This is a genomic window from Mycobacterium sp. NGS57 (genome assembly GCF_059812405.1).
The window spans coordinates 383722-398832 of sequence record NZ_JCALCP010000001.1 but is presented as its reverse complement, the minus strand read 5'-3'; the positions used below and the strand labels follow the sequence as shown (position 1 = coordinate 398832).

Here is a 15111-nt window from a genome sequence, read left to right as displayed (position 1 = left end):
CGCTTGCGGGGCGTGATCAAGCCCGAGTCAGGCTGTGCACCGCGAGCGGCGCCAGCGCCGCGCGGCCGCCCAGCGCGGCGAGTTCCATCACCACTGCCGCCGCGGTCACCTCGGCCCCGGCGCGCCCGACCAACCGGACCGCCGCACCCATGCTGCCGCCGGTGGCCAGCACGTCGTCGATGACGACGACGGTGCGTCCGCGCAGGTCGATGCCGTCGGCGGGGATCTCCAGGGTGGCGCTGCCGTACTCCAGTTCGTAGCGCTCGGCCAGCACCGGCGGGGGCAGCTTGCCGGCCTTGCGGATGGCCAGCACGCCGGTGCCCAGCCGGGCGGCGACGGCCGCGGCGACCAGGAACCCGCGCGAGTCGATGCCGGCGACCAGGTCGGCGCCGGAGGCCACCCCGGCCAGCGCCTCGGTGACCGCCGCCAACCCGCCCCGGTCGGCGAAGACCGGCGTCAGGTCCTTGAACTGCACGCCGGGCCGCGGAAAGTCGGCGACATCCCGCGCCAGCGCCGCGATCAGTTCGGCCGCCGGCGTGCCCTCGCCCGTCATTCCACCAGCGCCCATCGGTCCATGTTCCAGCCGGCTCCCCAGCGGGTCGGGTTGGTGCCCACGGCGTACATCTTCTTCGACACCAGCAGCGTGCGCTGCTGCCGGTACAGCGGCAGCGTCGGCAGGTCGGCCCACAGGATGGGTGCCGCCTGCGCGAGCAGCCGGACCCGCTCGGCGGGATCGGCCGACACCGCCAGCGCGCTGATCGCGCCGTCGACCTGGGGGTTCGAGTAGCCGGACAGGTTGTTGCCGTTGCCGGTGTGCAGGGCGTAGGCGTCCATCGCCGACGACCCCGTCGACCCGCTGCCGCTGGCCCCGCCGGTGCTGGCGAGCAGCACGTCGATCTTTTGCTCCCGCAGCGCCTGCGGGCCGGAGGTGTCCAGCGCGACCGTGGTGACGGTGATCCCGGCCGCGGCGCAGGATTTGGTGATGGCCCCGACGGCCACCGCCAGCCGCGCGTTGGGCCCGCGGTAGCCGATCCGCACGGTCTGCGGCGCCCCGCCCAGCGCGTCGCGGGCCGCGGCGGGGTCGGCCTTGCCGAACGGGGCGGCCTCGGCGGCGCCCTCACCGGCGGCGATGGCGTCGTCGGTGGCCGGCTGCAGGCGCGAGTTGGCGATGGGCACGCCGGCGTCGTGGGCGATCGTGTCGCGCGGCGTGCACAGCGCGAACGCGCGCCGGGCCTTGGGCTGCGCCAGCGGCCCCTGCGGCGCGAAGATCAGCTGCTCGATGCCGTCCGACGGCCCCTCGCTGCGCTCGTAGTTGTCCGGGGTGGGCAGCACCCCTGCCGATCCGGTGGCGGCGTCGACCACGTCGACGCTGCGGTTATTGACCCGGTCCTGGATGTCGGGGCCCTGCGGCCACACGGTGATCCGCTTGGTGATCGCCTTGGGGCCCCACCAGCGGTCGTTGGCGACGAGCACCACCGCGCCGCCATCGAGGACCGACTCGATCCGGTAGGGGCCCGACGACGGGAAGCGCTTCAGATCCAGCCCCGGCTTGAGGTCCCACGTGGTGTTCCACAGCTTGGCGATCTGCTCCACCGCCTGCGCGTTGTTGCTCAGCAGGGCGGCGGTCACGTCCACGTTGAGCTGATCGGCGATGACGTGCGACGGCATGATCGCGGTCGCGGTGAACAGCTGGTTGTAGTCGACGACGCCGCGGTCCGGGATGAAGGACACCCGCGCCTTCTTCTGTCCGGGAATGCACTCGACGTTGGCGACGTCGATGTAGCCGGCCTGGGTGGCCGCGTCGAAGCCGGAGAACCGGCCGGACTGCGCCGCCCATGCCAGGACGAGGTCGTCGCAGGTCACCGGCTTGCCGTCGCTGTAGACGGCGTTGTCGGCGATCTGATAGTCCAGCACCAGCGGCGAACCCCCCACCACCGAGACGGTGCCGAAGTCGCGGTCGGCGACAACCTGTCCGTCGGGGCCGTGGTAGCCGAAGCCGGTGAGCGTGCGGGCGAACGCCTGCGCGCCGGCCGACGCCGCCCCGGCGACGGTGTTCGTGTTGTAGGTGGTTAAGGGGCCGTCGACCACGTAGTCGATCTGCGAGGCGGCGCTGCCGGAGCACCCGCTGAGCGTCGCGGCGAACGCCGCCACCAGCAGCCCGGCCATCCCAAGCCGAAACCAGCTGGCCATGTGGGTTACCTCCGGCCGGCGTTTCGCTTGCCGCTCGGTCGGCGGGTCCCGGTGGGGCGCACCGGCCGCGCCCCGGGTGCCGGCTTGTTCGACGCGGGCTTGGCGGGCGCTTCCGCAGCGGGCGCTTCGGTCGCTTCGGTCGCTTCAGCAGCCCCGGCCGCCCCCGTTTCCCCGGTTTCTTCGGCCTGCGCCCCCGGCTTACGCCGCTTGAGCACCCGCCGGGTGTGGGTGCGCACCAACTCCGTGCGTTCGCGCAGGCTGACCAGCAGCGGGGTGGCGAAGAAGATCGACGAGTACGTGCCGACCAGGATGCCGACCAGCTGCACCAGTGCCAGGTCCTTCAGCGTGCCGACGCCGAGCAGCCAGACCGCCACCAGCATCAGCGCCAGCACCGGCAGCACCCCGATCAGGCTGGTGTTGATCGAGCGCATGAACGTCTGGTTGATCGCCAGGTTGGCCTGCTCGGCGAAGGTGCGCCGCGCGGTGTGCTGGAACCCGTGGGTGTTCTCCTCGACCTTGTCGAAGACGATCACGGTGTCGTACAGGGAGAACCCGAGGATCGTCAGCCAGCCGATGATGGTGGCCGGGGTGACCTCGAAACCCACCAGCGAGTACACGCCGGCGGTGACGGCGAGGTCGAACACCATGGTCGTCAGCGCGGAGATCGCCATGTAGCGCTCGTAGCGCACGGTGATGTACAGGCTGACCAGCGCCACGAAAACCCCCAGCGCGAGCAGCGCCTTGTCGGTGATCTGGCCGCCCCAGGTCGACGACACCGCCGAGTCGCTGATGGCCTGCTTGGTGGGTTTGCCGTCGGCGCCGGTCGGCTGGAACGCGTCGAACAGCGCGTTGCGCAGCTTGTTGGTCTGGTCGTTGGTCAGCGTCTCCGAGCGGATCTGGACCGTCGCCGACGCGCCGTTGCCGACGACGACGACCGACTCGGGGTCGCTGCCGAGGGTCTTGTTAAACACCTCGGACACCGCTGCGACCGTGGCCGTACCGCGCGGCATGGACACCGTCGTGCCGCCCTTGAAGTCGATCCCAAAGGTGAAGCCGCGCAACACGATACTGACGAGCGCGACCGCGACGATCGCGCCGCTGACGCCGTACCACAGCCGACGGCGCCCGACCACCTCGAACGCGCCCGTGCCCGTGTAGAGCCGGGAGATGAAATTGTGGTGCGGACCGGTGGCGTCGGCGGCGTCTTTGGCCTCCACCACATCCGGGCTGGCTTCGGTGATCTCGGTGGCGTGGGTGTTGGTGGACTCGGCCATGCGCTATCCCCGTCCCGTCTTCACATCGGCGGCCCGGCGTTCGCGCGCGACCCGTTGCACGGCGCCCAGTCCGTTGTACGCCGGCTTGGCCAGCGTCGGGGACTTCGACGCCAGATACACCAGCGGCCACGTCACCAGGAACACCACCACGACGTCGAGGATCGTGGTGAGCCCCAACGTGAACGCGAACCCCCGCACCTGGCCGATCGCCAGCGCGTAGAGCACGGCGGCGGCCAGGAAGGTGACGGCGTTGCCCGACACGATCGTCTTGCGGGCCCGCACCCAACCGCGCGGCACCGCCGAGCGGAACGAACGGCCTTCGCGGATCTCATCTTTGATGCGTTCGAAGAACACCACGAAGGAGTCGGCGGTGGTGCCGATACCGATGATCAGACCCGCGATGCCCGCCAGGTCCAGGGTGTAGTTGATCTGGCGGCCCAGGATCACCAGTATCGCGAAAACCATTGCGCCGGAAGCGGCCAACGACAGCGCCGTCAACAGCCCCAGCACGCGGTAGTAGAGCAACGAATAGAGCAGCACCAGCACCAGCCCGATCGCACCGGCGAGCAGACCGGCCCGCAGCGAGGTCAGACCCAGTGTCGCCGAGACGGTTTGGGCCTCCGAGGACTCGAAGGACAGCGGCAGCGACCCGTACTTCAAGACGTTGGCCAGCTGCTTGGCGGTGGAGGCGTTGAACGGCGGCTGGCCGCCGGAGATCTGGGTGCGCCCGCCCGGAATGGCCTCCTGGATCATGGGGGCGCTGACCACCTGGGAGTCCAGGGTGAACGCGGTCTGGGTGCCGACGTGCGCGGCGGTGAAGTCCGCCCAGGTGTTCGCCGCGGCCGGCTTGAACTGCAGGTCGACGACGTAACCGATGCCGCGCTGGTTCTGGCTCGACGTGGCGTCCGCGATCTGGTCACCGCTGATGATCGACGGCCCCAGCAGGTAGGCGACCTTGTGGTCGGTCGAGCAGGTGACCAGCGGCTGGGCCGGGTCGTCGTTGCCGGCCAGGATGTCGTCTTCGCCGCAGTGCACGATCGCCCACCGCATGGCGGCCATCTGCAGGTACGGGTTGCTGCTCTGCCGGAATTCCTTCATCACCGAGATGCGCTCGGCGAGGTCCTTGCGCGGGTCCGGTGGCCCGGGCGCCGGCGGCGGGGCCTGGCCGGCCGGTGCCGCGGGTGCGGGCGCGGGAGCCGGCGGCGGGGCCGGGCCGGGCGACGGCGGCGGGTCCTGCGGGTAGGGCCGTGGCTGAGCGGGCGGCTGCCCGGGCGCGGACCGCGCCGGTGGGGCGGGCGCCCCGGCCGGCGGCTGACCAGCCGGCGGAAGACCGGCCGGCGGCTGACCGGCCGGCGGCTGACCGGCCGGCGGCTGACCGGCCGGCGGCTGACCGGGCTGCGGCGCCTTGGGCTGGGAGGCCAGCGTGGGCTCAGAGTTGAGCACGGGCCGGATGTACAGCCGCGCGGTCTGGCCCAGGTTGCGGGCCTCGCTGCCGTCGGTTCCGGGCACCGTGATGACCAGGTTGTCGCCGTCGACGACGACCTCCGACCCGGACACGCCGAGCCCGTTCACGCGCGCGCTGATGATCTGCTGCGCCTGCGCCAGCGCCTCCCGGCTGGGGCGCGAACCGTCGGGGGTGCGGGCGGTCAGCGTGACGCGGGTGCCGCCCTGCAGATCGATGCCGAGCTTCGGAGCTGCCCGCTTGTCACCGGTGAAGAAGACCATCAGGTAGACGCCGACCAGCAATAACAAGAAGACCGACAGGTAGCGGGCGGGGTGCACCGGCGCCGAAGACGATGCCACGTTTACTCGTATCTCCTAGGGATCGGTGTTACCCCGACAGAGCCTAGTGTCGCCCGGGGTCGGTCAGCCCCTCGGACTCTTCCACGCCGTCAACGTGCTCGTCGGCGACGTCGCCCAAATCCTGCTCCGGCGCGTCGGGCAGGATCTTGTCGCGCACGGCGAGCTTCATCCAGGTGGTCACCACGCCGGGCGAGATCTCGAGCTCGACGGTGTCGTCGCTCAGCGCGACGACGGTGGCCTCCAGCCCGGACGTGGTGTGCACCCGGTCGCCGGGCCGCAGCGACTCGTGCAGGTCGATGGTGGCCCGCATCGCCCGCCGCTGGCGACGCGACGCGAAGTACATGAAGCCGCCCATGATGAGCAGGAACGGCAAGAACAAAACCAAGCTATCCATGACGGCCAGTGTGCCAGCACCGCAGGTCGTCCCCGCGGGCCCCGCTGACCCGCCGCGGACCCGATAGGCTTTTCACCACGACGTGACAGGCGCGCCGTGGTGAGGAGGACGTCGTGGCCAGCCTCGAGCAGAGTCGCCAGCTGGTCACCGAAATCCCCGGTCCCGCATCGCTGGAACTCAACAAGCGCCGGGCCGGGGCGGTCTCCGGTGGCGTGAACGTCTCCCTGCCCGTCTTCGTCGCGCGCGCCGGCGGGGGCATCGTCGAGGACGTCGACGGCAACCGGCTCATCGACCTGGGTTCCGGCATCGCGGTCACCACGATCGGCAATTCCTCGCCCCGGGTGGTCGACGCGGTGCGCGCGCAGGTCGACGACTTCACCCACACCTGCTTCATGGTGACGCCGTACGAGGAGTACATCGCCGTCGCCGAGGAACTCAACCGGATCACCCCCGGTACCGGCGAGAAGCGCTCGGTGCTGTTCAATTCCGGCGCCGAGGCCGTCGAGAACGCCGTCAAGGCCGCCCGCGCCTACACCCGCAAGCCCGCCGTCGTGGCGTTCAACCACGCCTACCACGGGCGCACCAACCTGGCGATGGCGCTCACCGCCAAGTCCATGCCCTACAAGAGCGGCTTCGGCCCGTTCGCGCCGGAGGTCTACCGGGCCCCCCTGTCGTATCCCTATCGCGACGGCCTGATCGACAAGGAGCTGGCCACCGACGGCGAGAAGGCCGCCGCGCGGGCCATCCGGGTCATCGAAAGCCAGGTCGGCGCCGACAGCCTGGCCGCCCTCATCATCGAGCCGATCCAGGGCGAGGGCGGGTTCATCGTCCCGGCCGAGGGGTTTTTGCCCGCGCTGCTCGACTGGTGCCGCCGCAACGGCGTGGTGTTCATCGCCGACGAGGTGCAAACCGGCTTCGCGCGCACCGGCGCGATGTTCGCCTGCGAGCACGAGGGCCCCGACGGCCTGGTGCCCGATTTGATCTGCACCGCCAAAGGCATCGCCGACGGGCTGCCGCTGTCGGCGGTGACCGGCCGGCCGGAAATCATGGACGCCCCCCACGTCGGCGGCCTGGGCGGGACCTTCGGCGGCAACCCGGTGGCCTGCGCGGCGGCACTGGCCACGATCGCGACGATCGAGAGCGACGGCCTGATCGAGCGGGCGCGGCAGATCGAGCGGGTGCTGACCGAGCCGCTGATGCGGCTGCAGGCCGCCGACGACCGGATCGGTGACGTGCGCGGCCGCGGCGCCATGATCGCCATCGAGCTGGTCAAGAGCGGCACGGCCGAACCGGACGCCGAGCTGACCGAGGCGCTGTCCACCGCGGCGCACGCCGCCGGGGTGATCGTGTTGACCTGCGGCATGTTCGGCAACATCATCCGGCTGCTGCCCCCGCTGACCATCAGCGACGAGCTGCTCATGGAGGGCGTCGAGGTGCTGACCGGGAGCCTCGCCGGGCTCTGAGACCCCGGTGGCCGATTTCACAAGGACTCGCCGCCGCCACGTCATTGAGGAATAACGTTAGTTTCGCTAACGTTCTAGGGGTCAGCGCAACGCCGCGCAAATCGGAACTTCCTTCTTGTCCACTAAGAGGCACCGCCATGTCGAATCCCGTTGTTGACCCGCGGCTCGAGCGCCGCATCGAAGAACTCACCGCCACCGACCCACAGTTCGCCGCCGCCGCCCCGAGCCCGACGGTCGTCGCGGCCCTCGAACAACCCGGCCTGCACCTCCCGCAGGTGATCCGGACCGTGCTCGAGGGTTACGCCGACCGGCCGGCCCTGGGCCAGCGCGCGGTGCAGTTCGTCGAGGACCCCACGACCGGGCGCACCTCGGCCGAACTGCTCCCCCGCTACGAAACCCTCACCTACCGCGAGCTCGGCGACCGCGTCGACGCCCTGGCGCGCGCCCTGGCCGACGGGCCGGTGCGGGCCGGCGACCGGGTGTGCGTGCTGGGCTTCAACAGCGTCGACTACACCGCCATCGACATCGCGCTCGGGACGATCGGCGCCGTGTCCGTCCCGCTGCAGACCAGCGCGGCCATCGCCCAGCTGGGGCCCATCGTTGCCGAGACCGAGCCGCGCGTCGTCGCGGCCGGCGTCGACCAGCTGGCCGACGCCGTCGAGCTGATCCTGGCCGGACAGCCACCCGTCGCGTTGGTGGTCTTCGACTACCACCCGGAGGTCGACGACCAGCGCGAGGCCTTCGATGGCGCTGTCGCCGCCCTCTCCGACACCTCGGTGACGGTCGAGACGCTGGCCGACGTCATCGCGCGCGGGAAAGAGCTGCCGGCCGCGCCGGCCGCCGCGCCGGACTCGGATGACCCGTTGGCGTTGCTGATCTACACCTCGGGCAGCACCGGCGCGCCCAAGGGCGCGATGTACCCGCAGAGCAACGTCGCCAAGATGTGGCGGCGGTCGGCGCGCAACTGGTTCGGCGAGAGCGCCGCGTCGATCACCCTCAACTTCATGCCGATGAGCCACGTCATGGGCCGCGGCATCCTCTACGGCACCCTCGGCAACGGCGGCACCGCCTACTTCGCGGCCCGCAGCGACCTCTCGACCCTGCTGGAGGACCTCGAGCTGGTGCGCCCCACCGAGCTGAACTTCGTGCCGCGGATCTGGGAGACGCTCTATGGCGAGTTCCAGCGCCGGATCGACCGCGGGGAGCCCGAATCCGAGGTGCTCGCCGAGCAGCGGCAGTACCAGCTGGGCGGCCGGTTCATCTTCGCGATGACGGGCTCGGCGCCCATTTCCCCGGAGCTCAAGCAGTGGGTCGAGTCCCTGCTCGAGATGCACCTGATGGACGGCTACGGCTCCACCGAGGCGGGCATGGTCCTGTTCGACGGCGAGGTGCAGCGCCCGCCGGTCGTCGACTACAAGCTGGTCGACGTCCCGGATCTCGGCTACTTCTCCACCGACCGGCCGTCTCCGCGCGGCGAGCTGCTGCTCAAGACCGAGAACATGTTCCCCGGCTACTACAAGCGGCCCGAGGTCACCGCGGACGTCTTCGACCCCGACGGCTACTACCGGACCGGGGACGTCGTCGCCGAGGTCGCTCCCGACCGGCTGGTGTACGTCGACCGCCGCAATAACGTGCTCAAGCTGGCGCAGGGCGAGTTCGTCACCGTCGCAAAGCTCGAGGCGGTGTTCGGCAACAGCCCGCTGGTCCGGCAGATCTACATCTACGGCAACAGCGCGCACCCCTACCTGGTGGCCGTGGTCGTGCCGACCGACGAGAACGCGCCGAAGCAGGCCATCGCCGACTCGCTGCAGACCGTCGCCAAGGAGGCCGGCCTGCAGTCCTACGAGGTGCCGCGCGACTTCATCATCGAGACAACGCCTTTCACGCTGGAGAACGGCCTGCTGACCGGCATCCGCAAGCTGGCGTGGCCGAAGCTGAAGCAGCACTACGGCGAGCGGCTGGAGCAGCTTTACGCCGAGCTGGCCGAGGGCCAGGCCGACGAGCTGCGCACGCTGCGCGAAAGCGGCGCCGACGCGCCGGTGCTGCAGACGGTCAGCCGGGCCGCCGGCGCGCTGCTGGGCAGCGCCCAGCTTGTTGGAGCGGACCTTCCGTCCGACGCGCACTTCACCGACCTGGGCGGAGACTCGTTGTCGGCCTTGACATTCGGCAACCTGCTGCGCGAGATCTTCGACGTCGACGTGCCGGTGGGCGTCATCGTCAGCCCGGCCAACGACCTGGCCGCCATCGCCGACTTCATCCAGGCTGCGCTTGCACCCGCAGGCACCAAGCGGCCCAGCTTCGCCTCGGTGCACGGCCGTGACGCGGTCGAGGTGCACGCGGGCGATTTGACGCTGGACAAGTTCCTCGAGGCGTCGACGCTGGCCGCCGCGCCCGAGCTGCCCAAGCCCACCTCCGCGGTGCGCACGGTCCTGTTGACCGGGGCGACCGGCTTTCTTGGTCGCTACCTGGCGCTGGAATGGCTCGAGCGGATGGACCTCGTCGACGGCAAGGTGATCGCCCTGGTGCGCGGCAAGTCCGACGAGGAGGCCCGCGCCCGGCTCGACAAGACCTTCGACAGCGGAGACCCCGAGCTGCTGGCCCATTACCGGCAGCTGGCCGCCGACCACCTCGAGGTCCTCGCGGGCGACAAGGGCGAGGCCGACCTGGGCCTGGACCAGCCAACCTGGCAGCGGCTGGCCGACACCGTCGACCTCATCGTCGACCCGGCCGCCCTGGTGAACCACGTGCTGCCGTACAGCGAGCTGTTCGGCCCGAACGCGCTGGGCACCGCCGAGCTGATCCGGATCGCGCTGACCACCAAGCAGAAGCCGTACGTCTACGTGTCCACGATCGGGGTGGGCGACCAGATCAAGCCCGGCCAGTTCGTCGAGAACGCCGACATCCGGCAGATCAGCGCGACGCGCGCGGTCAACGACAACTACGCCAACGGCTACGGCAACAGCAAGTGGGCCGGCGAGGTGCTGCTGCGCGAGGCCCACGACCTGTGCGGCCTGCCCGTCTCGGTGTTCCGCTGCGACATGATCCTGGCCGACACCACCTACGCGGGACAGCTCAACCTGCCGGACATGTTCACCCGGCTGATGCTGAGCCTGGTCGCCACCGGCGTGGCGCCCGGTTCGTTCTACGAGCTGGACGCCGACGGCAACCGGCAGCGCGCGCACTACGACGGCCTTCCGGTCGAGTTCATCGCGGCGGCGATCGCCACGCTGGGGGGCGACGTCACCCGAGGTTTCGAGACCTACCACGTGATGAACCCGTACGACGACGGCCTCGGCCTCGACGAATACGTCGACTGGCTCGTCGACGCGGGCTACCCGATCCAGCGCGTCGCCGACTACGGCGAGTGGCTGCGCCGGTTCGAGGGATCGATGCGGGCCCTGCCCGAGCGGCAGCGCCAGTACTCGCTACTGCCGCTGCTGCACAACTACCAGAAGCCGGAGCAGCCGATCCGCGGATCGATGGCCCCGACCGAGGTGTTCCGCGCCGCGGTGCAGGAGGCGAAAATCGGCCCGGACAAAGACATTCCGCATGTCTCCGCGCCGATCGTCGTCAAGTACGTGACCGACCTGCAGTTGCTCGGATTGCTCTGAGACAACTCAGCGCTGGGGATGGGGCCAGCGCAAGTACGCCTCGCCCCGCGAGCCGGCGCCGCCCTGCTGCTGGCGACGCCAGCGCCGCTTCGGCTCGCCCGGATCGAGGCGCGGCTTGGTCAGCGCGCCGGAGGACACTTCAGGCTCTCGAACGGGCTCGCGAACCGGCTCTTGAAGGGGCTCGTGCAGCCCCGACACGTAGGCCGGCTCTTCGGCCGCCCGCGGGGCTTCGGCGGGCTCGGTGTGCCACTTGGGCTCCACGTCACGGGCGAGGCGCGCCGCCGTGCGCGCCAGGACCACCCCGCCGACGAACACGATCAGCGCGCCCAGGCCGGTGAAGTAGGAGACCTCGAGCGCGGCCCGCTTGCGATCCGTCGCCGCGATCGGGTCGCCGGCGGATCCGATGCCCAGCAGCGGGGCGACCTGCCCGCCGACCACGAACCACGCTCCGGCCAGCACCGCGAGCCAGCCGCCCAGCATCGCCGCGACGCGGTTTCCGGCCAGAATCAGCAGCAGGCCACCGATCACGGTGGCGGCCCCCGGAAGCACCTCGAGCCAGCCGCGCGCCGACGACCACGCCCAGTCCTTGTCGGGCGTGTAGGCGAAGTTGAAACGCGGGCCCACGAACGGGATCAACGCGCCCCATACGCCCAGGAGCACCAGGATCAACCCGCTCACCGTTCCGCGGGAGCGCGGCATGGTCAGCGCGCCCGGATGGTCCCTATCTGCGTGTGTCATCTTCTCCCCCTTTTCGCGAACCGGTCCCGTTTCCGGCCCCGGCTGGGATACCCGAGCTCGTGGGAAGTAACCGCTGAAGGACCCGGCGCGTTACGGGCGCAGGCCGATGGCCAGCAGGACGACGGCGATCAGCGGCACGACGCCCTGGACCAGCGCCGCCCGGGCCTTGTCCGGCGCGGACAGCAGAAGCACCGCCGCGGCGGCGACCATGGACCCCAGGCCGGCAAAGATCAGCGCGACCCCGACCGCCGTGTCGCCGAGAACCACCGCGGGAATGCCGAGGCCGCTGACGATCGCCAGGAACAGGTTGTAGAAGCCCTGGTTGAAGGCGAGCAGCTTGGTGGTCTCGGCCTCTTCGGCGGTCAGCCCGAACCGGGCCCGGGTGCGTTCGGAGGTCCAGGTGAACGACTCCATCGTGAAGATGTAGACGTGCAGCAGGGCTGCCAGCGCCGTGAAGACCAACCCGGCGGTTTTCATCGGCCCTCCTCGCCGGGGCCCCGCTGGCCCCGCGAGAAGAATATAGATCCCTAGACGCCTGCGTGGTGACGTCGGTGGAAGAGCCCGCCCCCGGCGCGCCGGCGGAACAGGCCGGCGCGGGTGCGCTCACGCGGCGCCGGCTCGGCCGACTCGTTGTAGAGGGCCGGTTCCCCGGCTTGCGCGGTCGTCAGCGGCGCCGGCTCGGTCGCGACGACGTCGCGCGCGTGCCGCACCGCCACCCGCGCCAGGGCGGCCCCGCCCAGGAACACGATCAGCGCGCCCAGGCCGGTGAAGTAGGTGACGTCGAGCAGGGCCCGCTTCAGGTCGGCCGCCGCCACCGGCTGGCCGACGTCCCCGATGTGCAGCGTCGACGCGAACGCCCGGCCGACCACGAACCAGGCGCCGCCGAGCACCGCAAGCCAGCCGCCGACCATGGCCCTGGCGCGGCTTCCGGAGATCAGCAGCATCAGACCGCCCACTGCGGTGACGACCCCGGGGAAGACCTCCAGCCAGCCCTTGGGCGCCGTCCACGTCCACGCCGGGTCGGCCGTGTACGCCCAGTCGATGTTGGGCCCGAAGAACGGGACCAGCGCGCCCCACGCGCCCAGCAGGATCAGGGCCAGCCCGAGCACCGCGCCGCGGGAGCGTGGCATGTACGCCGCGCGGGAGTTTTCGTAGCCGGCAGCCGTGTGCGTCATCTGAATCGCCTCCAACAGGTAGTTTCAGCTACCCGCACGGATACCCGATCGGCGGTTTCGTAACCCAGGCCGGGCCAGTCGAACCTGCGCTCAGATCGCGATTCCGGCCGAATCGACGCGCTGCTTGCAGTCTCGACGCGCGCAAAGCGCTCAGTCGAACAGGCCCGGCTGACCCAGGCCCGCCGCCCCGGCCGGCGGCACCAGGCCCAGGTGTGTCCAGGCCTGCGCGGTGGCCACCCGGCCGCGCGGGGTGCGCGCGACCATGCCGGCCCGCACCAGGAACGGCTCGCACACCTCCTCGACGGTGGCGGCCTCCTCGCCCACCGCCACCGCCAGCGTCGACACCCCGACCGGGCCGCCGCCGAAGCCGCGGGTCAGCGCCGACAGCACCGCCCGGTCCAGGCGGTCCAGGCCCAGCTCGTCGACGTCGTAGACCGCCAGCGCGGACTTGGCGACGTCGCGGGTGATCACGCCGTCGGCGCGGACCTCGGCGAAGTCGCGGACCCGGCGCAACAGCCGGTTTGCGATGCGCGGGGTCCCGCGCGAGCGGCGCGCGATCTCGGTGCCGGCCTCGGTGCCCAGCTCGATGCCGAGAATCCCGGCCGAGCGCGCCAGCACCCGCTCCAGCTCGGCGGGCTCGTAGAAGTCCATGTGCGCGGTGAAGCCGAACCGGTCGCGCAGCGGGCCGGTCAGCGCGCCCGACCGGGTGGTCGCGCCGACCAGGGTGAACGGCGCCACCTCCAGCGGAATCGACGTCGCCCCGGGGCCTTTCCCGACCACGACGTCGACGCGGAAGTCCTCCATGGCCAGGTAGAGCATCTCCTCGGCGGGCCGCGCGATGCGGTGGATCTCGTCGATGAACAACACGTCGTGCTCGACCAGGTTGGACAGCATCGCGGCCAGGTCGCCGGCGCGTTCCAGCGCGGGGCCCGACGTCACCCGCAACGACGAGCCGAGCTCGGCGGCGATGATCATCGCCAGCGACGTCTTGCCCAGCCCCGGGGGGCCGGACAGCAGGATGTGATCCGGTGTGCCGCCGCGGTTTTTGGCTCCCTCGATGACCAGCTGCAGCTGTTCGCGCACCCGAGGCTGGCCGATGAACTCCCCCAGCGTGCGGGGCCGCAGGCTGACGTCGATGTCGCCCTCACCAGACACCAGCGCCCCCGAAACTTCGCGGACGTCGCGATCGGAGAAGTCGTCGTCGCTCATTTCTTACCCAACATGGACAGCGCCGCGCGCAGCGCGCCGGACCGGCTGGCCTCGGGCTCGTCGGCCAGCACCTTGTCGGTGGCCTCCTCGGCCTGCTTGGCCGCGAAGCCGAGCCCAATCAGGGCTTCCACCACCGGGTTTCGCACCGCGTGGCCGTTCAGCCCGGCGGGTGCTCCGACGGCGGCCGCCACACCCACCTTGTCGCGCAACTCCAACACCATGCGTTCGGCGCCGCGTTTGCCGATGCCGGGCACCCGGGTCAGCGCGGCGACGTCGCCGTCGTGCAGCGCCTGCCGCAGGGTCGCGGCGTCGTGCACGGCCAGCGTCGCCATCGCCAGCCGGGGCCCGACCCCCGACACCGACATCAGCGTCAGGAACAGGTCGCGGGTTTCGTTGTCGGAGAACCCATACAGCGTCATCGAATCCTCGCGCACGATCATCGCGGTGATCAGCCGGGCCTCGCTCCCGCACCGCAGCGTCGCCAGCGTCGACGGCGTGGCGTTGACCCGGTAGCCGACGCCGGCCGCCTCGATCACCGCGTGGTCGAGGGCCACCTCGAGCACCTCGCCGCGCACCGCGGCGATCATCGGGCGGCCTTCAGCTTGGCCAGATAAGCGTGTCGCTGCTGGGCGGCCAGCGCTTCGGCGGCGGCCATCCGGGCGATCATCGGCGCCCGCCAGCAATGGCAGATGGCCAGCGCGAGCGCGTCGGCGGCGTCGGCCGGTGTCGGTTTGGCTTGCAGCCCAAGGATTCTGGTGACCATCGCGGTAACCTGCGCCTTGTCGGCGGCGCCGTTGCCGGTGACCGCCGCCTTCACCTCGCTGGGGGTGTGGAAGTGCACGTCGATGCCGCGCCGGGCCGCCGCCAGCGCGACCACCCCGCCGGCCTGCGCGGTGCCCATCACGGTGGTCACGTTGTGCTGGGAGAACACCCGCTCGATGGCCACCACCTCGGGCCGGTGGGTGGCCAGCCAGTGCTCGACGGCGTCGCTGATGGCCAGCAGCCGCTCGGGCAGGCGCGCGTCCGACGCGGTGCGCACCACGTCGACGTCGAGGGCGACGACGCTGCGCCCGCGCCCGCTTTCCACGACCGACAGCCCGCAGCGCGTCAGCCCGGGGTCGACGCCCATTACCCGCATTGCCCCGCTCCTTCGTACGAACAGCTGTTCGATAGCCTAACGGTCGGTGCCGACGGGCCCCGGTAGGACACGCGGCGCCGGAGGCCCCAAAAGCTGTTAACTTAAAGCCGACGTTC

At 70.9% G+C, this 15111-nt stretch carries 13 protein-coding genes; 2 read left to right on the top strand and 11 right to left on the bottom strand.

The features are described 5' to 3' along the window. Nucleotides 1-16: 16 nt before the first annotated feature. Genes AC5Y43_RS02095 through yajC form a run of 5 tightly spaced genes read right to left on the bottom strand, consistent with a single transcriptional unit; the run spans nt 17 to nt 5661 of the window. The gene (locus AC5Y43_RS02095; protein ID WP_499968794.1) at nt 17-568 is read right to left on the bottom strand and encodes an adenine phosphoribosyltransferase; all 552 of its coding nucleotides are present in this window, start codon (nt 566-568) and stop codon (nt 17-19) included. Continuing rightward, nucleotides 550-2190 carry an ABC transporter substrate-binding protein gene (locus AC5Y43_RS02090; RefSeq protein ID WP_499968791.1) on the bottom strand — a complete coding sequence of 547 codons (1641 nt, stop codon included), beginning with the start codon at nt 2188-2190 and terminating at the stop codon, nt 550-552. Before AC5Y43_RS02090 ends, AC5Y43_RS02095 begins: the two co-directional genes overlap by 19 nt. 5 nt (nt 2191-2195) lie before the next feature. After that, nucleotides 2196-3464, bottom strand: coding sequence for a protein translocase subunit SecF (gene secF, locus AC5Y43_RS02085; protein ID WP_499968789.1), 1269 nt, complete (start codon nt 3462-3464; stop codon nt 2196-2198). 3 nt (nt 3465-3467) lie between these two features. Then, a complete protein-coding gene (gene secD, locus AC5Y43_RS02080; protein WP_499968787.1) occupies nt 3468-5267 on the bottom strand; it encodes a protein translocase subunit SecD in 1800 nt (599 codons plus the stop codon). A 43-nt stretch (nt 5268-5310) separates the two neighbouring features. Continuing rightward, nucleotides 5311-5661, bottom strand: a complete 351-nt coding sequence (yajC, locus tag AC5Y43_RS02075) for a preprotein translocase subunit YajC (protein WP_499968785.1) — start codon at nt 5659-5661, stop codon at nt 5311-5313. Nucleotides 5662-5774: 113 nt separating this feature from the next. Between yajC and gabT the strand changes: the two genes are divergently transcribed. Together gabT and car are read left to right on the top strand one after the other, a co-directional pair. Continuing rightward, the gene (gabT, locus tag AC5Y43_RS02070) at nt 5775-7124 is read left to right on the top strand and encodes a 4-aminobutyrate--2-oxoglutarate transaminase (protein ID WP_499968783.1); all 1350 of its coding nucleotides are present in this window, start codon (nt 5775-5777) and stop codon (nt 7122-7124) included. 137 nt (nt 7125-7261) lie between these two features. Further along, the gene (gene car, locus AC5Y43_RS02065; protein ID WP_499968781.1) at nt 7262-10735 is read left to right on the top strand and encodes a carboxylic acid reductase; all 3474 of its coding nucleotides are present in this window, start codon (nt 7262-7264) and stop codon (nt 10733-10735) included. Nucleotides 10736-10741: 6 nt separating this feature from the next. Here car and AC5Y43_RS02060 read toward each other — a convergent pair whose 3' ends face one another. From AC5Y43_RS02060 to ruvC, 6 genes are all read right to left on the bottom strand, one after another. Next, entirely contained in the window at nt 10742-11473 is a 732-nt protein-coding gene (locus AC5Y43_RS02060; RefSeq protein ID WP_499968779.1) for a hypothetical protein, read from the bottom strand. 90 nt (nt 11474-11563) lie between these two features. Continuing rightward, nucleotides 11564-11950 carry a DUF1304 domain-containing protein gene (locus AC5Y43_RS02055; RefSeq protein ID WP_499968777.1) on the bottom strand — a complete coding sequence of 129 codons (387 nt, stop codon included), beginning with the start codon at nt 11948-11950 and terminating at the stop codon, nt 11564-11566. A gap of 50 nt (nt 11951-12000) precedes the next feature. Then, the gene (locus tag AC5Y43_RS02050) at nt 12001-12648 is read right to left on the bottom strand and encodes a hypothetical protein (protein ID WP_499968775.1); all 648 of its coding nucleotides are present in this window, start codon (nt 12646-12648) and stop codon (nt 12001-12003) included. A 150-nt stretch (nt 12649-12798) separates the two neighbouring features. Beyond that, nucleotides 12799-13857, bottom strand: coding sequence for a Holliday junction branch migration DNA helicase RuvB (ruvB, locus tag AC5Y43_RS02045; protein WP_499968773.1), 1059 nt, complete (start codon nt 13855-13857; stop codon nt 12799-12801). Continuing rightward, on the bottom strand, nt 13854-14444 hold the full coding sequence (gene ruvA / locus AC5Y43_RS02040; RefSeq protein WP_499968771.1) for a Holliday junction branch migration protein RuvA: 591 nt from the start codon (nt 14442-14444) through the stop codon (nt 13854-13856). The genes ruvB and ruvA overlap by 4 nt, the downstream gene beginning before the upstream one ends. Next, nucleotides 14441-14995: a crossover junction endodeoxyribonuclease RuvC gene (gene ruvC / locus AC5Y43_RS02035; protein ID WP_499968769.1), complete on the bottom strand. Its 555-nt coding sequence runs from the start codon at nt 14993-14995 to the stop codon at nt 14441-14443. The genes ruvA and ruvC overlap by 4 nt, the downstream gene beginning before the upstream one ends. Nucleotides 14996-15111 lie beyond the last annotated feature (116 nt).

Coding starts and splice junctions, on each gene's coding strand:
- ruvB (WP_499968773.1), bottom strand. CDS start 13,857: ATGAGCGACGACGACTTCTCCGATCGCGACGTCCGCGAAGTTTCGGGG.
- yajC (WP_499968785.1), bottom strand. CDS start 5,661: ATGGATAGCTTGGTTTTGTTCTTGCCGTTCCTGCTCATCATGGGCGGC.
- AC5Y43_RS02095 (WP_499968794.1), bottom strand. CDS start 568: ATGGGCGCTGGTGGAATGACGGGCGAGGGCACGCCGGCGGCCGAACTG.
- AC5Y43_RS02090 (WP_499968791.1), bottom strand. CDS start 2,190: ATGGCCAGCTGGTTTCGGCTTGGGATGGCCGGGCTGCTGGTGGCGGCG.
- car (WP_499968781.1), top strand. CDS start 7,262: ATGTCGAATCCCGTTGTTGACCCGCGGCTCGAGCGCCGCATCGAAGAA.
- AC5Y43_RS02060 (WP_499968779.1), bottom strand. CDS start 11,473: ATGACACACGCAGATAGGGACCATCCGGGCGCGCTGACCATGCCGCGC.
- AC5Y43_RS02050 (WP_499968775.1), bottom strand. CDS start 12,648: ATGACGCACACGGCTGCCGGCTACGAAAACTCCCGCGCGGCGTACATG.
- ruvA (WP_499968771.1), bottom strand. CDS start 14,444: ATGATCGCCGCGGTGCGCGGCGAGGTGCTCGAGGTGGCCCTCGACCAC.
- secF (WP_499968789.1), bottom strand. CDS start 3,464: ATGGCCGAGTCCACCAACACCCACGCCACCGAGATCACCGAAGCCAGC.
- AC5Y43_RS02055 (WP_499968777.1), bottom strand. CDS start 11,950: ATGAAAACCGCCGGGTTGGTCTTCACGGCGCTGGCAGCCCTGCTGCAC.
- ruvC (WP_499968769.1), bottom strand. CDS start 14,995: ATGCGGGTAATGGGCGTCGACCCCGGGCTGACGCGCTGCGGGCTGTCG.